Annotated in this window: 18 protein-coding genes, 3 rRNA genes and 2 riboswitches; of the genes, 6 read left to right on the top strand and 15 right to left on the bottom strand. The window is 69.8% G+C overall.

The genetic code is table 11. The annotated features are described in order from the left end of the window. Positions 1-3: 3 nt before the first annotated feature. The 5 genes from ACQ0O7_RS03890 to ACQ0O7_RS03870 all read right to left on the bottom strand — a co-directional run bounded on the left by ACQ0O7_RS03890 (position 4) and on the right by ACQ0O7_RS03870 (position 5,950). Positions 4-636 carry a LuxR C-terminal-related transcriptional regulator gene (locus tag ACQ0O7_RS03890; RefSeq protein WP_430780355.1) on the bottom strand — a complete coding sequence of 211 codons (633 nt, stop codon included), beginning with the start codon at positions 634-636 and terminating at the stop codon, positions 4-6. Between the two features lie 64 nt (positions 637-700). Beyond that, positions 701-1,591, bottom strand: a complete 891-nt coding sequence (locus tag ACQ0O7_RS03885) for an NAD-dependent epimerase/dehydratase family protein (RefSeq protein ID WP_430780354.1) — start codon at positions 1,589-1,591, stop codon at positions 701-703. Positions 1,592-1,732: 141 nt separating this feature from the next. Further along, entirely contained in the window at positions 1,733-3,721 is a 1,989-nt protein-coding gene (locus tag ACQ0O7_RS03880; protein WP_430780353.1) for a glycosyl hydrolase family 28-related protein, read from the bottom strand. Positions 3,722-3,835: 114 nt separating this feature from the next. Next, positions 3,836-4,831, bottom strand: a complete 996-nt coding sequence (locus tag ACQ0O7_RS03875) for a methyl-accepting chemotaxis protein (protein WP_430780352.1) — start codon at positions 4,829-4,831, stop codon at positions 3,836-3,838. Positions 4,832-5,002: 171 nt separating this feature from the next. Continuing rightward, positions 5,003-5,950: a LacI family DNA-binding transcriptional regulator gene (locus tag ACQ0O7_RS03870; RefSeq protein ID WP_430780351.1), complete on the bottom strand. Its 948-nt coding sequence runs from the start codon at positions 5,948-5,950 to the stop codon at positions 5,003-5,005. 64 nt (positions 5,951-6,014) lie between these two features. Between ACQ0O7_RS03870 and ACQ0O7_RS03865 the strand changes: the two genes are divergently transcribed. The 5 genes from ACQ0O7_RS03865 (at position 6,015) to ACQ0O7_RS03845 (ending at position 11,655) form a co-directional block, all read left to right on the top strand. After that, positions 6,015-6,920, top strand: coding sequence for a hypothetical protein (locus ACQ0O7_RS03865; protein ID WP_430780350.1), 906 nt, complete (start codon positions 6,015-6,017; stop codon positions 6,918-6,920). Positions 6,921-6,925: 5 nt separating this feature from the next. Further along, positions 6,926-7,801 carry a hypothetical protein gene (locus ACQ0O7_RS03860; RefSeq protein ID WP_430780349.1) on the top strand — a complete coding sequence of 292 codons (876 nt, stop codon included), beginning with the start codon at positions 6,926-6,928 and terminating at the stop codon, positions 7,799-7,801. A gap of 31 nt (positions 7,802-7,832) precedes the next feature. After that, a riboswitch (S-adenosyl-L-homocysteine riboswitch) is annotated at positions 7,833-7,913 on the top strand. A gap of 18 nt (positions 7,914-7,931) precedes the next feature. Further along, complete coding sequence (gene ahcY / locus ACQ0O7_RS03855; RefSeq protein WP_430780348.1) at positions 7,932-9,392, top strand: adenosylhomocysteinase; 1,461 nt, start codon at positions 7,932-7,934, stop codon at positions 9,390-9,392. Positions 9,393-9,506: 114 nt separating this feature from the next. Continuing rightward, the gene (locus ACQ0O7_RS03850) at positions 9,507-10,013 is read left to right on the top strand and encodes a DUF4142 domain-containing protein (protein WP_430780347.1); all 507 of its coding nucleotides are present in this window, start codon (positions 9,507-9,509) and stop codon (positions 10,011-10,013) included. A 4-nt stretch (positions 10,014-10,017) separates the two neighbouring features. Continuing rightward, on the top strand, positions 10,018-11,655 hold the full coding sequence (locus ACQ0O7_RS03845) for a Na+/H+ antiporter (RefSeq protein WP_430780346.1): 1,638 nt from the start codon (positions 10,018-10,020) through the stop codon (positions 11,653-11,655). Here ACQ0O7_RS03845 and ACQ0O7_RS03840 read toward each other — a convergent pair. After that, positions 11,597-13,723, bottom strand: coding sequence for an MMPL family transporter (locus ACQ0O7_RS03840; RefSeq protein ID WP_430780345.1), 2,127 nt, complete (start codon positions 13,721-13,723; stop codon positions 11,597-11,599). The genes ACQ0O7_RS03845 and ACQ0O7_RS03840 overlap by 59 nt on opposite strands. A 238-nt stretch (positions 13,724-13,961) precedes the next feature. On the opposite strand from ACQ0O7_RS03840, the gene ACQ0O7_RS03835 reads away from it, so the two are divergent. Continuing rightward, on the top strand, positions 13,962-17,378 hold the full coding sequence (locus ACQ0O7_RS03835) for a PQQ-dependent sugar dehydrogenase (RefSeq protein WP_430780344.1): 3,417 nt from the start codon (positions 13,962-13,964) through the stop codon (positions 17,376-17,378). A 7-nt stretch (positions 17,379-17,385) separates the two neighbouring features. On the opposite strand, the gene ACQ0O7_RS03830 is transcribed toward ACQ0O7_RS03835, so the two are convergent. The 9 genes from ACQ0O7_RS03830 to ACQ0O7_RS03790 form a co-directional block, all read right to left on the bottom strand. Then, a complete protein-coding gene (locus ACQ0O7_RS03830) occupies positions 17,386-18,957 on the bottom strand; it encodes an ABC transporter permease (protein ID WP_430780343.1) in 1,572 nt (523 codons plus the stop codon). Next, positions 18,954-19,850: an ATP-binding cassette domain-containing protein gene (locus tag ACQ0O7_RS03825; protein ID WP_430780342.1), complete on the bottom strand. Its 897-nt coding sequence runs from the start codon at positions 19,848-19,850 to the stop codon at positions 18,954-18,956. Before ACQ0O7_RS03825 ends, ACQ0O7_RS03830 begins: the two co-directional genes overlap by 4 nt. Continuing rightward, a complete protein-coding gene (locus ACQ0O7_RS03820; protein ID WP_430780341.1) occupies positions 19,820-20,467 on the bottom strand; it encodes a TetR/AcrR family transcriptional regulator in 648 nt (215 codons plus the stop codon). The genes ACQ0O7_RS03825 and ACQ0O7_RS03820 overlap by 31 nt, the downstream gene beginning before the upstream one ends. Positions 20,468-20,509: 42 nt before the next feature. Next, entirely contained in the window at positions 20,510-21,400 is an 891-nt protein-coding gene (locus tag ACQ0O7_RS03815) for an ABC transporter substrate-binding protein (protein WP_430780340.1), read from the bottom strand. Then, positions 21,397-23,376 (bottom strand): putative bifunctional diguanylate cyclase/phosphodiesterase, encoded by a 1,980-nt coding sequence (locus tag ACQ0O7_RS03810; RefSeq protein ID WP_430780339.1) that lies wholly within the window; start codon positions 23,374-23,376, stop codon positions 21,397-21,399. The genes ACQ0O7_RS03815 and ACQ0O7_RS03810 overlap by 4 nt, the downstream gene beginning before the upstream one ends. Before the next feature lie 299 nt (positions 23,377-23,675). Continuing rightward, positions 23,676-25,103, bottom strand: coding sequence for a glycine hydroxymethyltransferase (locus ACQ0O7_RS03805; protein WP_430780338.1), 1,428 nt, complete (start codon positions 25,101-25,103; stop codon positions 23,676-23,678). Between the two features lie 20 nt (positions 25,104-25,123). After that, a riboswitch (ZMP/ZTP riboswitch) is annotated at positions 25,124-25,214 on the bottom strand. 107 nt (positions 25,215-25,321) lie between these two features. Further along, positions 25,322-25,438, bottom strand: a 5S ribosomal RNA gene (gene rrf / locus ACQ0O7_RS03800). 80 nt (positions 25,439-25,518) lie between these two features. Beyond that, positions 25,519-25,635 (bottom strand): 5S ribosomal RNA (gene rrf / locus ACQ0O7_RS03795). A 97-nt stretch (positions 25,636-25,732) separates the two neighbouring features. Then, positions 25,733-25,822: ribosomal RNA gene (locus tag ACQ0O7_RS03790) — 23S ribosomal RNA — on the bottom strand; the annotation flags it as partial.

Raw genomic sequence — 25,822 nt, 5'->3', positions numbered from 1 at the left:
CGGTCAGACCAGGCCGGCGCTGCCGGCGAGAGCAGCCGCTTCGGTACGGCTGGAGACGTGCAGCTTGCGCAGCAGCGCCGCGGTCAACCGCTTGACGGTACGGTCCGAGACGTGCAGCAGCCCGGCGATCTCGCTTGTCGACGAGCCGGTGGCGATCAACCGCAGCAGTCGCCGGTCGTGGTCGTCGAGCTGGGTGGTCACCGGGTTGGTCACCTGGTCGCCCGCCGGGCCGGATCGCTCGACCAGCGAGGTGAGCAGCGGGACGGGCACGACCGCCCAGCCTTCCAGCGCGGCGAGCAGGGGCGGGATCGCCTCGTCGCCGCGGGGCAGCACCCCGGAGGCCCCGGCCCGCAGCGCCTCGATCGTGGTCGACGGGTCATCGCCACCGATGGCCAGGATCCGGGCTCGTGGGGCGGCGGCGCGGGCCGCGGTGACGGCGGCGACCCCGGCCGGTGGTCGCAGGTCGACCAGGACCACGTCCGGTTCGGCGTCCCGGACCGGGCCGGTCACGTCCGATCCGTCATCCACCCCGGTCACGGCGGCCCGTCCGCCGGTCGCCTCCGGCAGTGACTGTTGCAGGCCGCGCACCAGGGGGGCGTGGCCGGAGACGACGACGATACTGATCCCGTTCCGCATGAGGGCCCGAATTCCCCTCCAGCGGCAGTTTATGTATCGCCGAACCGGAAACTCGGTGATGAATTTATCGGCGCGGGTTCGCGGCCACGAAGCCGGCGATGTACTCGTCGAGCCGGTTCTCGGGGTGCCAGCCGAGGCTGTTGGCCTTGGTGGTGTCGGCCTGCCCGCGGACGCGCTCACCTCGGCGTTCGGGGATCAGGGTGAACCCGGCGCCGAACATCTCGGCCACCTCGGCCAGCGGCCACTCGGAGCCGGTGCCGAGCAGATAGCCGTCGCCGGAGCCGCTGCGGGCGACCAGGACCAGGCCCCGGACGATGTCGTCGATGTGGGTGAAGTCACGCGTCTGGGTGCCCGGGGAGACCACTGTCAACTGCTCGCCGGACAGGTACTGCCGCTCGAAGATGCCGATCACGGTGGCGTACTTGCCCTGGCTGATCTGGCCCGGCCCGTACACGTTGTAGAAGTAGGCGATCGCGTAGTCCAGGCCGAACCAGTTCGAGTAGTTCTTGATGTACTCGATGTTCTTGGCCTTGGTCCAGGCATACGGGTTGAGGTTCTCGTCCTCGCCGTCGTTGCCGAATTTCGAGCTGGATCCGGCATAGATCAGCTTGGCGCCGTGGCCGGCGGTGAACTTGACCACCTCTTTGGTGCCGAGGAGGTTGAAGTCCCAGGTCAGGTCGTGATCCTCGAACGACTGGGGGATCCGCGAGTATTCACCCAGGTGGAAGACCAGCTCCGGGGCGGGCAGACCGCGGTCGGCCCACAGCTTGGCGATGTCTGCCGTCGACCCGTCGATGTAGGTGACGCGCGGGTCGTTGACGTGGTTCTCCGGGGTGCCGGTGAAATAGTTGTCCAGCGAGATCACCGCGGCGTCCGGGAAGTCGTTCAGCAGCGACTTGATCAAGGAGCTACCGACGAATCCGGCACCACCGGTGACCAACAGTGTTCGGCTCAACGTACTTCCCATCTGTGGCAGTCCAACAGCGCCGCCCAGGCTACCCAAGCAGTACACCCGAAAACCAACTGCTCGTACGGGCATTACCCGGCGCGGCCGTGACGACACTCTGTGGTCGGCACGGCCGCTGCGGTGCGGTCGTCACCAGGGCGACGGTGGCGCCGGCGGCACCACCGGCGGGCGGTCGTCACACGTGATCACGTTCGGCAGGTACGGGCCGAGCCAGCCGCCGTCGTTGCCACCGAGATCGGTCAGACCGAACTCGGATCCGGCCGGGGTGAACAGGAAGCGGCCACAGTTGTTGACGCCGGCGGCCCCCACATTGCGGGCGTCCACGTTCTCGAACGAGGCCGAACCCCCGGCCCGGGCGCTCAGCACGCTGGTGCCCGTACCGTCGATCCGGATGTCCTTGAACGTGATCCCGTCGATCGAGTAGAGGTCCTTGACCGGCCAGTCGGCGACCAGCATGACCGCGTTGTAGGTGCTGTCCAGGTAGTGGTCGCCGGTCACCCGGACGTCCGCGGCGATGGTGCCCTGCAGCGCGTAGAACCAGATCGCGCCGAGGCCGATCCGCCAGTTCAGTTCCAGCGTGCCGGCCCGCACCGTGGTGTTGTCCCGGAACCGCAGGTGACCGGTGAACGGCTCGGCGCCGAACCGGGTGCCGGCGTGCAGCGCGCTGCCCTCCCGGATCGGGTCGGCGATCAGGTTGTTCGAGACGGTGGTGTCGTGGCCGCCGTAGATCGCGATGCCGTTGGCCAGGGTCGGCGTCTGGACGGTGTTGCGGTCGAAGACGTTGCCGGTGTTGGTGGTGGTCTCCGACCAGGCGGCCAGCGCGTCGTCCCCGGTGTTGCGCAGGAAGTTGCCGCGGACCAGCGAGTTCCGGACCCCGGTGTGGAAGTTCAGGCCGTCGGCGATCTGGTCGACGATCACGTTGTTCGTGACCTTCGTGTTCGCCATCGGGCCGTCGAACCAGAGGCCGACCTTGGTGTGCTGGATGTACAGGCCGTCGATGGTCGAGTCGCTCATCGCCCCGCCCACGCCGTTGACCTGGTCGGTGTCGATCCGTTCGCGGACGTCGCCCTGGATCGCGAACCCGGACAGGTGCACGTTGCGGCTGCCGCCCTCGGCCGCGGGCTTCCCGTAGAACCCGACGCCGGTGTGCACCGAGCCGTCCGGCGCCGGTTCGCTCAGCGCCACCGAACGGCCCTTGACCGTCGTGTACCAGTTGCCGGCGCCGGTGATCGTCACGTCGTCCACGACGATGTGCCGGTTCACCTGGAAGACTCCCGGCGGCAGGTAGACCCGGCGATGGACCTTCTTGGCGTACGCGATGGCCCGCTCGATGGCCGGTGCCGCGTCCCGCCGGCCGGTCGGGTCGGCCCCGAACGCCAGCACGTTGACCCCGGTCAGGTCCAGTTTCGGCAGCCCGACCAGCTCCGAGTCGAGCAGATCGATGGTGGTCGGCACGTTCCGCGCGATCAGCCGGACCGTGTCACCGGCCCGGTGGGTGTGGCCGAGGAGGAGCCGCTGCTCGTCGTAGAAGTGCGCGGGCCGGAACGGCTTGGTGATCACCGGGGTGGGTGTGGTCTCGGCCGGCACACACTGGCACTCGGTGATCCACCAGTCCGGGTGCAGCAGATCCGCCCCGGGGTCGTTGGTGAACGGGTACTGGTTGTACAGCCAGGAGTATTCCGAGGTCAACGTCATGGTGCGGGTGCCCAGCCGGGTCTTCACGGTCAGCGGCGCGGTGATTCCGCCCCCGGTCGCCGAGTCCGGGATGCTGTACCGCACAGTGATCGCGTTCGCGGCCTTCGGCAGGGTGAACTCCACCCATTCGCCGGGGTCGAGGGTGACCGCGGACCGCCCGGACGCCTCGGACGGCAGGGTGTAGGCGGTGCGGTCCGGCCCGATCACCGTTCCGTTGGTGGCGGCGTTCTCGGCCTCCTGCTCCAGGAAGGCGACGTTCGCGCCGCGGCCGGCGGTGAGGGCGGGGTCGAGGGCGGCCCGGGTGACCACCGGCTTGTTCGCGGCCGATGCCGGAAGCGTGTGGCCGGTCACGCCGACCACCACGCCGAGAAGGACGGCGGACCAGCGCGGTGGAGCGCTGATCCGCCTCATGTCGAAGGACATCGAAGGCTCCATGGGAGAGACGGTGAGCCGACGATAGATGTCCGGTGATCTAACTCACAAGCCTCTGTCCATGTCTTTCGCAGTTCTGCCTATCTCTTGCAATCAAATGCAAAATCAGAGCTTGAACCTGTCCACGATCCGGCGCAGATCCCCGGACATCCCGGCCAGATCGGTGGCCGCCCGATCGGCCTCGGCCACCCCGGAGGTGGTCTCCCGCACCGACGACGCGACCGCGTTGATGGTGTCCGCGACCCGGCTGCCGGCCTCCGCGGCCTCACTGACGTTGCGGCTCATCTCGTTCGTGGTCACCGTCTGCTCCTCGACCGCGGAGGCGATCGTGGTCTGGAAGTCGTTGATCCGCGCGATGATCTCGCTGATCTCACCGATCGCCGCGACCGCGCCGGCCGTGTCCGCCTGGATCGCGGCCACCCGCTGACCGATGTCCTCGGTGGCCCGGGCGGTCTCCTGGGACAGCTCCTTGACCTCGCTGGCCACCACCGCGAACCCCTTGCCCAGCTCACCGGCGCGGGCCGCCTCGATGGTGGCGTTCAGCGCGAGCAGATTGGTCTGTTCGGCGATCGCGGTGATCGTCTTGATCACGTCACCGATCTCCGCCGACGACTCGTTCAGCTTCGCCATCACCGTGCTGGTGGTGGCGGTGACGTCGACCGCCCGGGACGCGACCTGGGCGGCCTGGGTGGCACTCTCGCTGATCTCCCGGATCGAGGCGCCCATCTCCTCGGCACCGGCTGCGACCGTCTGGATGTTCGCCGACATGATGGCCGCCGAGTCGGCCACCGTGGCGGCTTGCTGGGCACCCTGGTCGGCGCTGGACGCGCTGTTCCGGCTGGTCCGGGCCAGCGTCTCCGACTCGTCGGCCAGCTTGCGCGAGTTCAGGGCCAGGTCGGTGACCGTCTGCCGGAGGGTGCCGGTGGCCCGCAGCAGCGCGCCCGCCATCTGCCCCACCTCGTCCCGCTGGTCCACCTTCGGGTCGCCGGACAGGTCACCCTCGGCCACCTGATCCAGCACCCGGCCGACCCGGCGCAGCGGCTGCACGATCAGCCGGGCCACGAACATCGCGCTGACGATCGCCAGCAGCAGCGCCACCACCAGCCTGGTTGATGCCGACCAGACCGATCGTCCCGGTCGCCACGGTTCCGGCGATGGCCACACCGGCAACGGTGAGCACTTTGGTGGATACCTTGAGGTTCCGGCACCACTGCCCGAGCCCACTGTCGTTTGTCATGCCGGATCAATCGGTGACCGGTGGCACGCGTTTAGTTACCAGCAGGTGAACTCTCGGGGCATGTTGAACGGCGTGATCACCCGCACGGCCGACGGCAGCGAGTGGACCGGGCCGCCGAGCACCCCGTGTGCCCGCAGGATCGACCGGAGGGCGTGCCGCAGATCGGCCCGCAGGTCCTGGTGCAGCACCGCGGAGATCCGGTGCTCGCGCAGCAGGGTGGCGGTCTCCCGGTCCAGACCGTGCGCGACGAACACGTCGTAGTTGCGGTGCAGGGCGGCGAACGCGGCCGGCACCTCGGCGCTGCCCCCACTCCCGGCCGAGTAGACGGCCCGGATCGACGGGTGGCCGGCGAGGATCCCCCGCGGCGACGACGGGGCCGACACCACCCGCCGGGACTGGATCACCGATCGGAACCCGGCCTCCCGCTCACCGTTCCCGTTGATCACCAGGACGTCGCCGGCCCGGTCCGCGAGAAACCGCTCCACCAGGTACGCCGCGGTCGCCCCGGCGTCGAACCCGTTCACCCCGACATGCGCGATCCGCCGGCCGGCCGGCAGCTCGTGGTTCAGGGTGACCACCGGGACACCGAGCCGGTCGATCGCCGCGGTCACCTCGGCGACCGGCGGGGCCAGCACGATCAGCCCGTCCGAGCCGGCCCGGTCGATCCGGTCCAGGGCCGCCGCGGCGTCGTCGGACAGGTGCGGGCGGGCCCGGATCGGCACCGGCGCCGACTCCGGGGCCTCGGCCTCCACCGCCGCCCACACCGCGGCGCCGAACCGCGCCGACGTCTGGAGCACCACGTCGATCACGACCGGGGCGTGGGCCGGCGCCGGCTCCCGCCGTTCCAGCTCGGCGATCGCCTGCCGGACCGTGCGGGCGGTGCTCTCCCGCACCCCACCACGGTCGTGCAGCACACGGTCCACGGTGGCCGGGCTGACCCCGGCCCGCTCGGCGATCTCCCGGATCCGGTGCGGGTGCTTCACGCCGTACAGAATGAGGGGTTTTTGCGGGTCTAAGGAAGGTTTTCGCACCCCTTAAACTGCCCGCGTGCGCGTATTCTCCCGAAAGCTGAACCACCTGGTCGAGGTCTACGACGCCGAGCTCACCCCGGTGCGGACCTTCACCGTCCCGCCCCGGAGCACCTTCCGGGAGCCGGGGAGCGAGGGACACGCCGTCACGAGTACGGGCGACCGGCTGATCTACGCGACCGACCGGGCCGTGCTGCGCACTGATCCGGACGGGCGCGAGGAATGGCGCTTCGACCTCGGTGAGCGCGGCCCACGGCGGGGTGTCGCCTACACCGACGTCGCGTTGTCCGCGGACGACGCCCTGGTCTGGGTCTATGTGCCGAACGCGATGGCCGATCGCGGCGACGACGAGTGGATCGTGCTGGACGCGGCCACCGGGGAGCTCCGGTCCCGGCATGTGCTGCCCACCGTGGGCCACGGCGGCGACCAGTATCCGCTGCGTGACGGCCGGATGCTGCTGGAGGTCGGCGAGGGCCAGGACGGCCTGCGGATCTATCTGGCCGGGCCGGGCACCGAACCGCGCGACTACGGCTGGAACGACCGTTCGCTGTGCGGTGTCGCGCCGGACGAGACCCGGTTCGTGACCGTCGACCACGGCTCGGCGGACCTTGCCGTGCACACGTTCCCCGGTGGTGAGGTGCTGTTCCGGCTCACCGTCGCGGATTTCGGCTTCGACGAGGACGACGAGGTCTACGTCGAGTGGAGTCCCGGATTCGTCGACGACGAGACCCTGATCACTGTCGTACGGGGTGAGGACGAGGAGCACGAGGACGAGGAGTGGTGGAAGTTCTACCGGGTCGGCGCCCGCACCGGTGCGGTCCTCGGTGAGCTGGACGTCGAGGCCCGCGACGAGTACGCGATCGAGGTCCTCGGCACCGGCCGCTACGTGCTGACCCGCCCGGACGGGACGCGGGAACTACGCTGACGCCCGTGCGCGTGATCTCCCGAATCTCCGAGCACGGTGTCGACGTCTACGACACCGCGCTCGAACTGGTCCACACCTTCCCGGCCGAGCAGGTCCAGGCCTACGCCGTGGCGTCCGCCCGGGATCGCCTGGCCTACGCCACCGAGGAGTTCGTAAGCTGCGTCGACACCGGCGGCGGTGAGCTGTGGCGGTTCGAGGTGGGTGCCGGTGACGGTTATGCCCGGGCCGACCTGGCCTTCTCCACCGACGACCGGTCGCTCTTCCTCTACCTGCCGAACGTGCAGGCCGGCCGCGGTGGTGAGGACCTGTGGATGGTGCTGGACGCGGCCACCGGCACCCCGCTGGCCCGGCACGGTCTGCCCACTTCCGGGCACGGCGGTTCGCATCATCCGCTGGGTGACGACCGGATGCTGCTGGACGTGGGTGAGGGCCAGGACGGCACCTGGTGTTTCGTGGCCACCCCGGACGGCCCGGTGGCCCGGCTCGACGAATGGTCGAACCGGGTGCCGGTCGACGTCTCCCCGGATCAGCGTCTGATCATGACGGTGGATCACGAGCAGGAGGATGTGGCCTTCCACGATGTGAGCGATTTCGCGGAGGTTCTGCGGGTTCCGCTGTCCGCGTTCGGCGACTGGGAGTTCGGCGAGGCCGGCGTCGAGTGGGCCGGTGGTTTCCTCACCGCGGAGACCGCGATCGTGGTGGTCAGCGGCGAGGGCGAGGAGACCGGGGAGATGTGGTGGAAGCACTTCACGGTCGACACCAGCTCCGGTTCGGTAACCGGCGAAATGGGCATTTCAACCATTGATGAGTACGATATGTCACCACTCGGCGACGGAACGTATGTGATTACGGACACTGACGGATCACTCAGGCGGATGTGATCTTGCCGGACAGCGGCTAAAGTTGGCCGGGTCCGCCGAGAGGCGCTGCAACGGACAACGACGTCCGCCACGCTCGGCCGGGCTCACGATGACTCAAGGGCGCCTCCTGTGAGGGAGGAGCCCTCTTTTAATGAGCGACAAACTTCGATCCGTCAACGGTCTCGACTTCGCCGTCGCCGACCTCTCGCTGGCCGAGGCCGGACGCCACCAGCTCCGTCTCGCCGAGCACGAGATGCCCGGCCTGATGTCGCTGCGCAAGGAGTTCGGCGAGAGCAAGCCGCTGCGTGGCGCCCGGATCGCCGGCTCGCTGCACATGACTGTGCAGACCGCCGTGCTGATCGAGACGCTGGTCGAGCTGGGCGCCGAGGTCCGCTGGGTGTCCTGCAACATCTTCTCCACCCAGGACGAGGCGGCCGCCGCCACCGTCGTCGGCCCGACCGGCACGGTCGAGGCCCCGGCCGGTGTCCCGGTCTTCGCCTGGAAGGGCGAGTCGCTGGAGGAGTACTGGTGGGCCACCATGCGGCTGTTCGAGTTCAGCGACGGCCAGGGCCCGAACATGATCCTGGACGACGGCGGTGACGCCACCCTGCTGGTGCACAAGGGTGTCGAGTTCGAGGCGGCGGGCGCGGTCCCGGCGACCACCGAGAACGACAACCACGAGTACTCGATCATCCTGGAGACCCTGCGCGGCAGCCTGGCGGCCGACAAGCAGCGGTTCACCAAGATCGCGGCCGAGATCAAGGGTGTCACCGAGGAGACCACCACCGGTGTGGCCCGGCTCTACAAGCTGGCCAAGGAGGGCACGCTGCTCTTCCCGGCGATCAACGTCAACGACGCGGTCACCAAGAGCAAGTTCGACAACAAGTACGGCATCCGCCACTCGCTGGTCGACGGCCTGAACCGGGCGACCGACGTGATGCTCGGCGGCAAGCTGGCCGTGGTCTGCGGCTACGGCGACGTCGGCAAGGGCTCGGCGGAGACGCTGCGCGGCCAGGGCGCCCGCGTGGTGGTCACCGAGGTCGACCCGATCTGCGCGCTGCAGGCCGCGATGGACGGCATGCAGGTGGTCCGGATCGAGGACGTCATCGGCGAGGCCGACATCTTCATCACCACCACCGGTGGCACCGACATCATCACCGCCGACCACCTGGCGGCGATGAAGCACAACGCGATCGTCGGCAACGTCGGCCACTTCGACGACGAGATCGACATGGCCAGCCTGGCCAAGGTCCCGGGCGTCGAGAAGGTGGAGATCAAGCCGCAGGTGCACGAGTGGCGCTTCCCGGACGGTCACTCGGTGATCGTGCTCTCCGAGGGCCGCCTGATGAACCTGGGCAACGCCACCGGTCACCCCAGCTTCGTGATGTCGAACTCGTTCACCAACCAGGTGATGGCGCAGATCGAGCTGTGGACCAAGCCGGGCGAGTACGAGAAGCAGGTCTACGTGCTGCCGAAGCACCTGGACGAGAAGGTGGCCCGGCTGCACCTGGAGGCGCTGGGTGTCCGCCTCACCACGCTGACCAAGAAGCAGGCCGAGTACCTGGGCGTGGACGTCGAGGGCCCGTACAAGCCGGAGCACTACCGCTACTGATCGTTTTCTGATCACCGCGCCCGGCCGTCTCGGAGACGGCCGGGCGCGCCGCGTTTACGACCGACTTGTCCCACTTATGCTGCGAATATGTCTTTGCGTCACATGATTTTTACGTTGGGTTTCGCAGCTCTGCTGGTCCTGCCCGGCAGCGCCGCGGTGGCCGCCCGCCCGGCCAGCCCGGAAGCCGAGTTCCTGATCGCCGCGCACCAGGGGAACCTGGCCCAGATCAAAGCCGGCAAGCTGGCCGCCCGCAAGAGCGAGAGCCCGGTCGTACGCCGTCTCGGCAAGCGGTTCGCGAACTACCACAAGAAGCTGGATTACCAGGTCAGGGCCGTTTCCAAGCGCCTTGACGTGAACCTGCCGGACGAGCCGAACTCGGAGCAGACACAGCTCGCCGAGCAGTACCGAGCAGCCTCGCCGGCCGACTTCGACGCGCTGTTCGTCACCACCCAGATCGCGAACTACGAGCGGGCCGCCAAGCTCGCCGGCATCGTGCTCGCGGTCAGCACCGACCCGGCCGTCCGCCGGATCGTCGAGGGTGCGACCCCGGTGATCGAGGAGAATCGCGGCGCTTTGACCGCAGCCCGCGACCAACTCGGCTTGGAGCAGCCGCAAGAATGATCGTATGAGCTACGAGGAGATCCTGTTATTCGCCCTGGGCGCCGTCGGGGTGATCATCCTGGTCCATTGGGTCACGGAGAAGACCGGCCTCCCCGCCGCTGTATTGCTCACGGTGGTCGGGATCGTCTACTCGTACCTGCCAGGGCACAACCTGATCCTGGACGAGCACATCATCCTGTACTTCATCCTGCCACCGTTGCTCTACAACGCGGCACTGGACTCCTCGTTGCTCGACATCAGGCGCAACATGCGTACGGTGATCAGTCTCTCCGTGGTGTTGGTCCTGATCACCGCGCTGCTCATCGGTGTCGGCTTCTCCTACTGGGTGGCCGGCGCCACCCTCGCCGCCGGTGTCGCCCTGGGCGCGGCGGTGGCCCCGCCGGACCCGGTCGCCGCACTGGCCGTCGGGCGTAAAGCCGGCCTGCCCGGCAAGCTGATCACCCTGATCCAGGGTGAGGGCCTGCTCAACGACGCGACCGCGCTGACCCTGCTCACCGTGGCGATCGCCGCCCAGCAGAACGGCGACTTCTCGTTCCCGTCGGCGGTCGGCCAGTTCGTCATCTCGGCGACCGGTGGTGTGCTGATCGGTGTCGCGGTCGCCTACATCGTGCGGTTCCTGCGCCCGCTGCGCTCCGACCCGCTCAGCGCCAACGCGCTGTCCATCATCACGCCGCTCGCCGCCTTCCTCGTGGCCGAGCACTGGCACCTCTCCGGCGTGCTGGCGGTCGTGGTGGCCGGCCTGATGGTCGGGCACGACACCCCGCGGTACACCACCGGTGCGAGCCGTCTGCAGACCAGCGCGGTCTGGCGGCTGATCGACTTCCTGCTGGAGGGCGTCGTCTTCCTGATGATCGGCATGCAGGTCCGGGCGATCGTGGGCGCGCTGGGCAACTACTCCTGGACCCAGATCACCATCGCCTTGTCGATCACGCTCGGCGCGGTGCTGCTGATCCGCCCGCTCTGGCTGGTGATCACCCAGTTGCTGCCCCGCCAGCTGCACCTGCGGCTGGGCGGCCAGCAGGACGACGACACGGAGGACTCGGCCAAGGAGGCGCCGATCAACGGCCGGGAGGTGACCGCCCTGAGCTGGGCCGGCACCCGTGGCGTGATCACCCTGGCGGCCATCTTCGCGCTGCCGCAGGACTTCCCGAACCGGGAGCTGCTGGTCTTCTGCGCCCTGGTGGTCGTGCTGGTCACCCTGGTCGGCCAGGGCCTCACCTTCGCGCCGCTGGTCCGCTGGCTGGGCCTGCGCGCCGACAAGAAGGACAAGGCCCGGCTGCGCAACGAGGCCCGTTCGGCGGCCGTCCAGGCGGCTCTGAACCGGCTCGACGACATCCAGGAGGAGCAGCACGACAACGTCGAGGACGAGGCGATCGAGCAGATGCGCAAGCAGCTCCAGGTCCGCCTGGACCGCTACCGGCGCCGGCTGGACCTGCTGGAGCAGGTCGAGTCGCAGGAGGTGCCGTCGTCGCCGCAGTACGAGGCGGCGCTGATGGTCCGCCAGGCGGTCATCGACGCCGAGCGCGAGGAGCTGCTGCGCTGGCGCGACGCCGGCCGGCTCAGCGACGACAACCTGCGGGTCCTCAACCGGGAGCTGGACCACGAGGAACTGGTGCTGCCGAAGCGTCCCGGCAGTCACTAGCCTCTGCGGTCGGCCGCACGGGCGCGAACCAGCGCTCGTGCGGCCGGCGCAGCCACTCCGGCGCCCACCAGTTCCACTCGCCGAGCAGGCTCATCAGCGCCGGCAGCAGCAGCCCGCGCACGACCGTGACGTCCAGCAGCAACGCCAGCGACATCGCGAAGCCGATCTCCTTGACCGCGATCAGGTCACCGAGCAGGAACCCGGCGAACACCACGCCACTGCACAGCGCCGCGGCGGCGACCACCGGCCCGGACTTGACGATCCCGGCGCGTACGGCACGCTCCTCGCTGATTCGCGCGATCAGGAACATCTCGTAGTCCATCGAGAGCCCGAAGACGAACACGAACAGCAGCACCGGTGTGGTGACGTCGATCGCGCCCCACGAGTCGAAGCCGAGCAGTGTGTCGCCGACGCCCCACTGGAACACCACGACCAGTGCCCCGAGGGTGGCGAGCAGGGTGAGCGCGTTCATCAGCAGCGCCTTGACCGGCACCACCACCGAACCGGTCAGCGCGAACAGCAGCACGGCCGCGGACAGCACCACGATCAGCAGCGCGACCGGGAACCGGGCGGCCACCGAGTCGCGGTAGTCGGCCGACTCGGCGGCCGGACCACCGACGAGCACCGGGAACGGCGGAGTCAGCGCCCGGATCGCCCGCACCACGTCCCGGGACGTCCCGTCCTCCGGGGTGACGTCGACGATCGCGGCCGGGGCGGTGATGTCCGGGCGCGGTGCCACCCGCAGCACGCCGTCCAGCGTGCCGAGCGTGTCCAGGAAGTCCCGGACCGCGGCACCGGCCGGGTCGGTGTCGACCACCACCACGACCGGGTCGGCCTGACCGGCGTTGAAGTCGCTGCGCACCGCCTCCTGCAACCGGCGCGCCTCGGCCGAGGCAGGCAGCGCTCGGGCGTCGGAATTCTCCAACTCGACGGCGAACAGGAACGGCAACGACATCGCCAGCAGGCCGGCCACCACGGCGAACGCCACCGGGGCGGGCCGGCGCTGCGCGAACGCGGCGAGGTGCGCGAACACCCCGCCGGATGCCCGGCGCCGGGTGGGTGGGATGCGGCGGTGCGCCACGGTGATCAGCGCCGGTACGACGGTCAGCCCGGCCGCGGTGGCCGACAGGGCCGCCGCCGCGCCGCCCAGCGCCATCGCGCCGAGCAGCGGGTCGGCGAACACGGCCAGACCGGCCATCGCCGCGGCCACGGCGAGCCCGGAGAACAGCACGGTACGGCCGGCGGTCGCACCGGTCCGGGCGACCAGCTCGGCGACCGGGGCGTCGGGGGTGGCCGCGCGCTCCTCCCGGAACCGGGACACCATCAGCAGCGCGTAGTCGACGGCCAGCCCGATGCCGAGCAGGGTGAGCACGTTGACGGTGAACTGGCTCAGCTCGGTGAAAACGGTCAGCCCGAACAGGCCGAGCATCGTCACGGCCACCGTGGCCAGCGCCGTCACGAACGGGATCGCACCGGCCACGAACCCGCCGAGGAGCAGCACCAGCACCACCAGCAGGACGGCGATCGCCACCGATTCACCGAACGCCGCGTCCGCGATGGCCTGCTCGGCGAAGGCCCGCTCGGCCAGTTTCTCGCCGCCGACCAGGACCTCGGGCGCGTCGATGCGGTGCAACGCTTCGGCGACCGCGTCCTCCACCCGTTCCCGCCGGTGGTCCGGCAGGCCGCGGTCCAGTTCGACCCGGATCAGCGAGCTCCGGTTGCCGGCGCCGATCCGGCCGCCCGGCGCCCCGTACAGGTCCTCCACCTCGGTGACGCCGCCCATCGCCCGGATCGCTTCGGCGACCGCCGTGACGTCCGCGACCAGGGCCGGATCGAACACATCGCGGCCGGCGACGACGGCGACGACCACCGGCCCCTCCGGCTGCAACTGGTCGATCCGCCGGTCGGCGACCTGTGATTCGGCGTCCGGGGGCAGGCTGTCGACGGTGCCGAGCCGGTCGAACACCTGGCCGCCGAGGACCAGCCCGGCGACGAGCAGGACGAGCCAGGCACCGATGACGGGCCGTCGCCGTCGGGCGCACCACCGGCCGAGCGCAGCGAGATCCACCGGTGCATGCAAGCATCCGGGCGTGCCGCGCGTCAGCCTCACATCGACGTTCATCATCCGGTCGTACGGCCGGTTCTGACCGGTCGGCGGACTGTCGAGTCGGACAGCCGACGCCGTCCGGCCCCACCGTCCCCTTAGGATCGCCATTACTCAGCGGAGCGATGTAGGTCTATTTCTGTCATTCAACGGGGAGGGGACACCCGTGCTTCGGCGTGTGCTCGGCGGCTTCATCACGTCCATGACCGTGATCGCGATGTCGTGGTTCGTCGGCCCACCACCGGCGGCAGCGGTGACGCTGCCGAGCGGCTTCCAGGAGCAGATCGTCTTCAGCGGCCTCAGCTCACCGGTCGACCTGGAGTTCGCCGCGGACGAGCGGGTCTTCGTCGCCGAGAAGGGCGGGCGGATCAAGGTGTTCGACGACCTCGCCGACACCACCCCGACGGTGTTCGCCGACCTGTCGGCCAATGTGCACAACCAGTGGGACCGGGGCCTGCTCGGCATGGCGCTGGCGCCAAACTTCCCGGCCGACCCGTACGTCTACGTGCTCTACACCTACGACGCGCCGCCCGGCCAGACCGCCCCGGTCTGGAACGACGTGTGCGCCAACGCCAACAACGGCCGGTGTGTGGTCACCGGCCGGCTCTCCCGGCTGCGGGCCGACGGCGACACGATAACCGGGACCGAGCAGGTGCTGCTGCACGACTGGTGTCAGCAGTTCCCCAGCCATTCGGTCGGTGACATCGCCTTCGGCGCGGACGGCATGCTCTACGTCGCGGCCGGCGACGGCGCGAGTTTCAGCGCGGTCGACTACGGCCAGTTCCCTTCCGGGGCCCCGACCAACCCGTGCGCGGACCCGGTCAACGAGGGCGGTGCGCTGCGGGCCCAGGACATCCGCACCCCGGGTGACGAGACACAGCTGGACGGCACGCTGCTGCGGCTGGACCCGGCCACCGGCGCCGCCGCGCCCGGCAACCCGAACATCGGCTCGGCGGACCTGGACACCCGCCGGATCGTCGCGAACGGCCTGCGCAACCCGTACCGGATCACCATGCGGCCGGGCACCAGCGAGACCTGGATCTCGGACACCGGCTGGACCACCTGGGAGGAGGTCAACCGGGTGGTGAACCCGACCGCCGGGGTGACCAACTTCGGCTGGCCGTGCTGGGAGGGCAATGCCCGCCAGTCCGGGTACGACAACGCGAACCTGCCGATCTGCGAGAGCCTCTACACCGCCCCGGCGGGTACGCACACCGCACCGTTCGTCGCCTGGAACCACTCGTCCAAGCTGGTCGCGGGCGAGGCCTGCCCGACCGGGAGTTCCTCGTCGACGGGCGTGGCGTTCTATCCGACGTCCGGTGGCGCCTATCCGGCCGCGTACCGCGGGGCGGTCTTCTTCGCCGACTACTCGCGCCGGTGCGTCTGGGCGTCGCTGCCGTCCACGCCGGGCGGCCTGCCGGTGGCCGGCAACCTGCAGACGTTCATGTCCGACGCGGCCTCCCCGGTCGACCTGGAGGTCGGGCCGGGCGGCGAGCTGTACTACGCCGACCTGGGCGGCACCATCCGCCGGGTGCGCTACTTCCCGGGCAACCAGCCGCCCACCGCGGTCATCGACGCGACCCCGACACAGGGCCCGGCGCCACTGACCGTCACGTTCAACGGCACCGGCTCCACCGACCCGGATCCGGCCGACGAGGGACGCCTGAAGTACGCCTGGGACTTCACCGGCGACGGGGTGACCGACTCGACGTCCCCGACGGCGACGTTCACCTACACCACGACCGGCTCGTACACCGCGCGGCTGACCGTGACCGACACCCTGAACGCGACGGGCACCAGCACCGTCGCCGTCACGCCCGGCAACGAGGCCCCGACGGCGATCATCGACACGCCGGCCGTGGGCACCACCTGGAAGGTCGGCGACACGATCGGCTTCTCCGGGCACGCCACCGATCCGCAGCAGGGCGCCCTGCCCGCGGCGCGTCTGGACTGGGATCTGGTCATGCACCACTGCTCCGCGCCGGACAACTGCCACGAGCACGCCATCCGCACCTGGACCGGGGTGGCGTCCGGGTCGTTCGAGGCGCCCGACCACGAGTACCCGTCCTATCTGGAGCTGGGGTTGACGGCCACCGACCAGGAGGGCCTGACCCATACGGTGCAGCGCCGGCTGGATCCGGAGACGGTCGACCTGGACTTCGCCACCGTGCCGTCCGGGCTCCAGCTCACCGTCGGCTCGACGTCCGGCACCACGCCGTTCACCCGCACCGTGATCAAGGGTTCGACCAACTCGGTGTCCGCACCGTCACCGCAGGGCTCCTCGACCTTCGCGTCCTGGTCCGACGGCGGGGCGCAGACCCACGACCTGGTCGCGCCCACGACGCCGACGACCTACACCGCGACGTACACGACCGCTCCGGCGGCGCAGCGGATCGGGCACACCCAGGTCGGGGCGTCGGTGGACACCGGCGCGGCGAACCACATGAACGGCTCCCGGTTCGTCACCGGATCCACCGCGGCGGCGGTCAGCTCGATGTCGGTGTACTCGACGGCGGTGCAGGCGGCGCCGAACAACCAGTACCAGCTCGCGATCTACGCCGACGACGACGGCTCGCCCGGCGCCCGGCTGGCCACCAGCGCCTCGGGCACACTGACCGCGAACTCGTGGAACACGCGGCCGGTCACCGCGACACTCGCCCCGAACACGGCGTACTGGCTGATGTACAACACCAACGGCGACAACAACCTGAGCTACGACACCGGCACCACCGGGCAGGGCGCGTGGAGCACCGGCACCGCGTTCGGCACCTGGCCGGCGACGTTCGGCACGTCCAGCCGGTGGAACGCGAAGTTCTCCATCTACGCCACCACCGGCCCGGACACCACCGCGCCGACGGTCACCTCGACCACCCCGGCCGACGGCGCCACCGGAGTCGCACCGAACGCGCCGGTCACCGTCCGGTTCAGCGAGAGCATGGCCGCGGGCACCGTCACACCGGCCGGGCTGGAACTGCGCGGCCCGGGGAACACCCTGGTCAACCGGACCGTGACCTATGACCCGGGCTCGCAGACCGCGACGATCACACCGGGTGCGGCACTGGCCGCCGCCACCTCGTACACGGTGACCGTCCGGACCGGCGTGACCGACGCGGCCGGCAACGCTCTGGCCGACGAGCACCGGTTCTCGTTCACCACCGCCGACCCGAGCGCGCCACGGTTCGGCTACGACCAGGTCGGCGGCTCGCTGGACACCGGGGCGGCGAACTTCATGAACGGTTCCCGGTTCGTCAACGGCGCCACCGCACTGACGATCAGCCAGATCTCCGTGCACCTCAAGACGGTGCGGGCCGCGCCGGCCGACCAGTACCAGGTGGCGATCTACAGCGACGTGAACGGCGCACCCGGCACGCTGGTCGCGTCGAGTGCGACCGGCACGCTGTCCGCGAACTCGTGGAACAGCAGGCCGGTCGCCGCGACACTCGCGCCGAACACGGCGTACTGGCTGATGTACAACACCAACGGCGACAACAACCTGAGTTACGACACCGGCGGCATCGACCAGGGCGCGTGGAGCCAGCCCCGGGCCTTCGGCACCTGGCCGTCCTCGTTCGGCACCGCCAACCGCTGGACCGCGAAGTACTCGATCTACGCCTCGTAGTCTCCGGTCAGACCGGGACGTCCCGGCGGCGCAGGGCGAGCAGCCCGGCGACGCCGAGGGCGGCCGCGATCAGGGTCAACACCAGCAGCGGTACGGCCGTGAACCGGTCCCCCGGCAGATGCGGCACGTGGGTGAACGGTGACAGGTCGAGCACCCACTGATCGACCCGCAGCAGCGGCCCGACGATCAGGATGGCCAGCGCCACCGCGACCACCGCCCACGCCGCGCCGGCCAGTTTCGGCACCACCCCGACCAGCAGCGCGGTCACCCCGGCCAGCACCCACACGGCCGGCAGCTGGGCCAGCACCGCGGGCAGCACGGACCCCGGATCCCCGGTCACCAGACCGGCGGCCAGTCCCTCGGCGGTCAGCGCCACCGCCGGTCCGGCCAGCGCGAACACCAGATGGCCGGCACCCCAGGCCCACCGGCTGACGTCGGTGCTCAGGACCGCCTCGGCGTGCCCGCTCTGCTCCTCGTCGCGGATCCGCAGCGCGGCCTGGACCGCGTAGCAGGCGACGATCAGCGCCGAGGTCTGCGCGATCGAGGCCAGGTAGGCGTCCATGATCGCGTCGCTGCCGCCGAGCCGGGTGAAGATCTCACCCAGTGCGCTGGAGTCCCCGGCGAGCTGCACCACGCTGCCGCTGACCCCGCCGAAGACCAGCCCCAGCGCCGCGAACCCGGCGGTCCACCCGAACAGCAGACCCCGGTGCAGCCGCCAGGCCAGCACGAACGGCGAGCGCAGCGAGGTGGCCGCGGAAGCCGGTCCGAGCCGCCCGGCGAGCAGACCGCCGCCGAGGTCCCGGCGGGTCGACAGATACCCCGAGAGGGCCACCGTGACCAGCACGGCCACCATCGCGGGCAGCACCGGCCACCAGTCGTTCGCCCCGAACGGGAAGATCCGCTGCACCCACCCGATCGGGGACAGCCAGGACAGCCAGGACAGGCCGCCGTCACCGAGCGCCGACACGTCGCCGCCCATCCGCAGGACGAAGGACACCCCGAGGACCAGGACCGCTGTCGTACGGCCCCCGCGCGCGCTGCCACTGAGCTGCGCCGCGACCGCACCGACTCCGGCGAAGAGCCAGCCGGTGACGGCGAAGACCACGCCCAGCGCCACCGCACCGGCAGCAGGCAGGCCCTGCCCGATCAGGGTGACCGCCACCAGCACGCCCAGCAGCGTGCAGGCCAGCACGGTGGCGAGCACCGCGGCGGCCAGCGGCGCGAACCGCCCGACCACCCCGGCCCGGATCAACTCGGTGCGCCCGGCCTCCTCGTCGGCGCGGGTGTGCCGCAGCACGGTGAGCAGCGCGGCCAGCCCGATCAGCACCGGCACGAACCCGCCCCGCCAGACCACCAGCTCGCCGACGCTGTCGCCGCGCAGCGGGCCGTACAGCCCGACGAAGCCGGCGTTGGCGGCACTGATCCGGGCGTACTGGATCCGCTCCGCCACGGTGCTGAACAGGGTGTCGAAGCCGGTCACGTACACCGCGGGCAGCAGGCCCAGACCGAGCACCCAGAGCGGCATCACGATCCGGTCCCGCCGCAGCACCAGCCGGAGCAGGGCGAACGTCCCGGTCATCGGGCTCGCTCCCCGGTGTAGTGCCGCAGGAACAGCTCCTCCAGCGACGGCGGCTGGCTGACCAGGCTGCGCACCCCGGCGTCGACGAGCGAGCGCAGCGCCGGTTCCAGCGCGTCGGCGTCCACGTCGAAGGCGACCCGGCCGTCCCCGGCGGTCAGGTCGTGCACCCCGGCCAGATCGGCCAGCCCGTTCACCGGGCCGGTCAGCTCGGCCCGGATCGTGGTGCGGGTCAGGTGCCGCAGGTCGTCGAGGGTGCCGGTCTCCACCGTCCGGCCGGCCCGGATGATGGTCAGCCGGTCACAGAGCGCCTCCACTTCGGAGAGGATGTGGCTGGACAGCAGGACGATGCGGTCGCCGCGCCGTTTCTCCTCCAGGATCACCTCCCGGAAGACCTCTTCCATCAGCGGATCCAGCCCGGAGGTGGGCTCGTCCAGGATGAGCAGCTCCACATCGGAGGCGAGCGCCGCGACGAGCGCCACCTTCTGCCGGTTGCCCTTGGAGTAGGCCCGGCCCTTCTTGCGCGGGTCCAGCTCGAACCGCTCGATCAGCCGGTCGCGGCGGGCCGTGTCGAGTCCGCCGCGCAGGCGCCCGAGCAGGTCGATCACCTCACCGCCGGTGAGGTTGGGCCAGAACGTCACATCACCCGGCACGTACGCCAGCCGGCGGTGCAGCGCGGTGGCGTCGGCCCACGGGTCGCCGCCGAGCAGCCGGGCCGAGCCCCCGTCGGCCCGCATCAGGCCGAGCAGCACACGGATGGTGGTGGTCTTGCCGGCCCCGTTCGGCCCGAGGAAGCCGTGCACCTCCCCGGTCCGGACCGTCAGGTCCAGGCCGTCCAGGGCGGTGACCGCCCCGAATCGCTTGATCAGTCCGTCGGCATCGATGGCATCTGCCATGGCCCCTTCTCTCCTGTCCAGGAACGCTCCAGCCGATCGAGCTCCTGAAGAGTGCGATCGGCCTGCTCAGGGGTGAGTAGCGGCTGGCTGAAGATCTCCACCGAGGCCCGGGTCATGCGCAGATGGCCGTGCGGCTCGCTGACGTCCTCGCCGAGCACCGCGCTCAACTGGTCGCGCATCAGGAACATGCCCAGTTTCAGCGCGCCGAGGACCGCGGCGAAGGCCTGCGGGTCGGACGTCCGCAGATCGGTCTCGGCCAGCCACTGCTCGCCGCGTTCGACCGCCCAGGCGAACATGGCCGCGCCACGGGCCGAACCGTCCATCAGGGACCGCACCAGATAGTGCTGGAACACCAGCGCCTCGGGCAGCACCGCGCCGAGCGCCTGGTTGTCGATGAACCGCATCTGCATCTGCGCGATCTGACTCAGCGCCCACTCGTCGCAGGCGTCGCGCAGCCCCTCCTTGGAACCGAAGTGGTGCCGCAGCAGCCCGGAGGAGACGCCGGCGGCCTGAGCGATGTCCCGGATGGTGGCGCCGGCGATGCCCCGCTCGGTGAAGAGGGCGATCGCCGCGTCCCGGATCCGGGCACGCGCGGTCAGGTCACTGTCACTACTCACGCGTGTAGCTTACTACTCAAGTGTGTAGTGAGCCATGTATTTCTATGTGCCGTTCACCGTCGCGGCCGGCACCGCACTCGCCGTCAGCTCCCAGCGGGCCAGCAGATCGGCGTAGACACCGGAGTCGATCAGCCGCTGCAACGCGTCCCGCAGACAGTCCCGCAGCTCGGTGTTGCCCTTGTCCACCGCGATGCCGAACAGGCCGGGCTCGTACTGCTCCTCCGACGCCAGCTGGAAGAACGCGCTGGTCCGCTCGTCGGTCGAGACGAACGAGGCGGGCGGGAAGTCCTGCAGCGCCGCGGTCACCCGCCCGGTCCGCAACTCCACCAGGGCGTCCGCGTTCGTCGCCACACTGTGCATGGTCAGCCCCCGGTCGGAGCATGTCTTGCGCAGCGTGAGCAGCATTTTCTCCTGATAGGTGCCCTTCTTGACGGCGGCCGAGTTGCCACACAGGTCGAGCAGGGTGTGGATACCGCGAGGATTGCCCCGCTGCACCAGGATCGAGGTGCCGGTGTTGAAGTAGTTCACGAAGTCGGCCCGCTCGCGCCGCTGCCCGGTGTCGGTCATCGCGGACAGCACCCCGTCATAGGTGCCGTCGTTCACCTCGTCCAGCGAGGTGGCGAAATCACCCATCACCATCTCCACCCGGATCCCCAGCACATTGCCCAGAGCCGCCGCAAGATCAGGTTCAAACCCGATTATGGTACGGCCGTCAGCCGCGAAGTACTCCATCGGCGCATAGCTGGCGTCCGTCACGAAACGAATGAAACCCCTGTCCCGTACGGTCCCCGGCAACCGTTCGTACAGAGCCGCGTCCCTGGTCACGGCGGCCACCTCGTCCAGCCCACCGGCGGTGACCGGCTCGGCACGCGTACAACCGCCGGTCGCCAGGAGAACGACGATCCCGAGCACGGCGAGACCACGGACCCTCATCGGCTTACCCCTTCGACGTCGGGAACAACGAACTCGGGAGCCACCTGCGGCCACGGGACCGGACGCCCGATCAGGTAGCCCTGTGCCTCGTCACAACCGGCCTCGATCAGCCAGCGGTACACCTCGGGCGTCTCCACCCCCTCGGCGGTGACCCGGCTGCCCAGACCGTGCGCCAGCTCGATCACCGACCGCACGATGGCCCGGCTCTGCGGGTCGTGCGCCACATCCATGACGAACGCCCGATCGATCTTGATCTCGGTGGCCGGCAGACCACGCAGATGCGAGAGGCTGGTGTACCCGGCCCCGAAGTCGTCCACCGAGATGCCCACCCCGAGCGCCGCCAGCTCACCGATCGTCCGCTCCACCGTGCCCGCGTCACCGGCCAGCGCGGTCTCGGTGACCTCCAGCATCAGCCGCCCCGGCGGGGTGCCGGTCTCCGCCAGCAAATCCGCCACCAGCGCCGGGAACCCGGGCACCTCCAGATTGCGGGCCGACACGTTCACCGACACCGCCCACGGCTGCCCGGCCGCGGTCCAGCCGACCTGGTCGGCCAGCGCCCGCCGCAGCACCCACTCGGTGAGCGGGACGATCAGGCCGGAGTGCTCGGCGGCCGGCAGGAAGTCACCCGGCGGCACCATCCCGCGCTCCGGATGCCGCCAGCGCACCAGCGCCTCCAGGCCGCGCACATCACCGTCGGCCACACCCACCTTCGGCTGGTAGTGCAGGACCAGCTCGTCACGCTCCAGGGCGTGCCGCAGCTCCGCCTGCACCACCAGCCACTGATGCGTCTGGCCCTCACCGGAGTAGACGACGATGTCGACGGTGCCACGCTTGCCCTGGTACATCGCGACGTCCGCACGCCGCTTCAGCTCCTGTAGGTCGTGGCCGTGCTCCGGGTAGAGGGCGATGCCGAAACTGGCCTCGATGTTGAGCGAGACCCCGTCCAGCACGATCTCCTCGGTCAGCCGGTCCCGCACCCCGGACAGGAAGGCCACCGCCTCGTCGGCGTCCCGGCCCGGCAGCAGCAGCGCGAACTCGTCACCGCCCAGCCGGCCCAGGATGTCCCGCGGGCCCAGCCTCTCCCGGAACCGGGCCGCCACCTCACGCAGCAGCTCGTCACCGGCGTGATGGCCGAGGGTGTCGTTGACCTCCTTGAACCGGTTGAGGTCGACGAGCACCACCGCACCCCGGCCACCGTCCCGGGCCGCCTGCCGCACCCGCTCCTCGGCCCAGCCGCGGAACGCACCACGGTTCGGCAGCCCGGTCAGCGCGTCGTGCTGGGCGTCGTACCGCTGGGCGGCCGCGTACCGGTGCAACGACCGGGTGGTCACCCAGGCCAGCAGTGCCAGCACCAGATAGAGGGCGGCCAGCCCGGCGCCGATCCGCCAGAACGTCTGGTTGATCTGCTGCTCCAGCCGGGCGGCGATCTCCTGGTACGGCAAATACACCTCGACCACACCCACCGACTGCCCGGTGGCGTTGGCGAACATCGGCTGCATCACCCGGATCGTGGTGGTCCGGCCGGTGATCACCCGGGCCCGCGACTCCCCGTTCACCGCGGCCTGGAAATCCGGATCGGTGGTCGGCACCCCACTGCTCGTCGACCCGTCGTCGGAGAAGATCACCCGGCCGGTGAAACCGCGCAGCCGCAGATGCTGAACCGATCCGTTGTAGACGGCCAGCCCGGTCGCCTCCCGCATCCGGGCGTCCTGCTCGGCGGTCAGCCCCCGGCGGCTCAGGTCGGCGCCCGCCAGCGACGGCGAGCCACCGCTGTTCAAGGCGGGCGCGATCACCATCTGAGTGATCACACCGGCCTGCGCCAGCCCCTGCGCCCGGCCCTGCTCGGCCGCGTCCTGGTGGTAGTCCCGGAACACCAGCGCGCCCAGAGCCAGCACCGGGACCAGACTGGCCGCGGCGTACGTCGCGAACAGGTGTGAGGTGCTCCGCGCTCGCGGGCGGGCTCGGCGGAACCACATACGGTCCAGATCGACGCCCACCCGCGGCGCTTGAGGAATCGCGGCGGTTGAGGAATCTCGGGGGGTGAGGAATCTCGGCGGGTGAGGAATCTCGGCGTGAGGAAGTCGGCCGCCCGGCGGCGGGGGCTCCGTTCGTGTGCCGACTTGCGGCTCGATTCAAGCCACAGATCGGCACACGGTCTGACCTCGACCACGAAGCCCGTACGGGCTGCTCCGGTTCCTGGTCCTTGATCTTCTGGGGAACACGACTGAGCCCGCCGTGACCGGGTCACGGCGGGCTCAGCGGAGATCGTCCCGAGTCAGCCGAGAGAGACCGACGGGTAGAGCGGGAACGGGGCGAGCAGCTCGGTGGCCTGCTTGCTGATCCGGTCGGACAGCGCCGGGTCCAGGGTGAACTTCGCCTTCGAACCCTCGGCCGGGGTGGTCGCGGACAGCACCGAGTGGATCAGCTCGGCGATCTGGTCCATCTCGGCGACGCCCAGGCCACGGCTGGTCAGCGCCGGGGTGCCGACCCGGATGCCGGAGGTGTACCACGCGCCGTTCGGGTCGTTCGGGATCGCGTTGCGGTTCGTCACGATGCCGGAGTCCAGCAGGGCCTGCTCGGCCTGCCGGCCGGTGATGCCGAACGGGTGCACGTCCAGCAGCACCAGGTGGTTGTCGGTGCCGCCGGAGACCAGCTGCACACCCCGCTTCAGCAGGCCCTCGGCCAGCGCCTGGCTGTTGGCCACGATCTGCTGGGCGTAGGTGGCGAACTCCGGCCGGCGGGCCTCGGCGAACGCGATCGCCTTGGCGGCCATCACGTGCGGCAGCGGGCCACCGAGCACCATCGGGCAGCCCCGGTCCACCTGCGGCGCGAGCTCCGGCTGGCAGAGGACGGCGCCACCACGCGGGCCACGCAGGCTCTTGTGGGTGGTGGTGGTGACGATGTGCGCGTGCGGGATCGGGTTGTAGTCCCCGGTGAAGACACCACCGGCGACCAGCCCGGCGAAGTGCGCCATGTCGACCATGAAGGTCGCGCCCACCTCGTCGGCGATCTCCCGCATCTTCGCGAAATTCACCTTCCGCGGGTACGCCGAATAACCGCCCACGATGACCGCCGGCTTGAACTCCTTGGCGCTCTCCAGCAGGGCCTTGTAGTCGATCTGGCCGGTCGCCGGGTCCACGCCGTAGCTGCGCTGGTCGAACATCTTGCCGGAGATGTTCGGCCGGAAGCCGTGGGTCAGGTGACCGCCCGCGTCCAGCGACATGCCCAGCAGCCGCTGGTTGCCGAACGCCTGCCGCAGCTCGGCCCACTCGGCGTCGGTCAGGTCGTTGATCTGCCGCTTCTCGAACTTCTTCAGATACGGCACCTCGACCCGGTCGGCCAGGATCGCCCAGTAGGCCACCAGGTTGGCGTCGATGCCGGAGTGCGGCTGCACGTACGCATACGGCGCGCCGAAGAGCTCTTTCGCGTGCTCGGCGGCGATGGACTCGACGGTGTCGACGTTCTGGCAGCCGGCGTAGAACCGACGGCCGACGGTGCCCTCCGCGTACTTGTCGGAGAGCCAGTTGCCCATGGCGAGCAGGACGGCCGGAGAAGCGTAGTTCTCACTCGCGATCAGCTTCAGTGACTCGCGCTGGTCGGTGAGCTCCTTCGCGATCGCGTCAGCGATTCGCGGGTCGACCGTCCGGACCACATCGAGCGCGGACCGGAAAGCGGTGGACTCGGCGTTCAACTCAGCAGACATGGGACCTCCCTATCACGTAGCGAAGAGGCCCAGGCGCACGGCATGTCGTCGTCTCGACGGAGCCGCTCCCCGATGGTCAACCATCCGAACGCGCCAGTCACGGCCCGAACCCAGCATACCGGCGTGCCCGGCCGGCCGCTGCCGCTGCCTCCCGCTGACTTCTCCGGAAATGCAGAAAGGCCCACCCGATAACCCGGGTGGGCCTTTCCACAAGTTGAGTCCGGCGGCGTCCTACTCTCCCACACCCTCCCGAGTGCAGTACCATCGGCGCTGGAGGGCTTAGCTACCGGGTTCGGAATGTAACCGGGCGTTTCCCCTCCGCTATGACCACCGAAACAGCCATCAGCAGAAAAAACCAGCAACCCCAATCTCTCGGGGGTGGTCGTTCGTTTGCTGTGAATCACACAGTGGACGCANCCGGCGGCGTCCTACTCTCCCACACCCTCCCGAGTGCAGTACCATCGGCGCTGGAGGGCTTAGCTACCGGGTTCGGAATGTAACCGGGCGTTTCCCCTCCGCTATGACCACCGAAACAGCCATCAGCAGAACAAACCAGCAACCCCAATCTCTCGGGGGTGGTCGTTCGTTTGCTGTGAATCACACAGTGGACGCAGAACACAAAGTATAGGGTGGTTAAGCCCTCGGCCTATTAGTACCGGTCAACTCAACACGTTACCGTGCTTACATCTCCGGCCTATCAACCCAGTAGTCTAGCTGGG

Source organism: Actinoplanes sp. G11-F43 (genome assembly GCF_050589265.1).
Classification (GTDB): domain Bacteria; phylum Actinomycetota; class Actinomycetes; order Mycobacteriales; family Micromonosporaceae; genus Actinoplanes.
The sequence above is the reverse complement of the archived record's forward strand: the minus strand, read 5'-3'. Positions and strand labels throughout refer to the sequence as shown.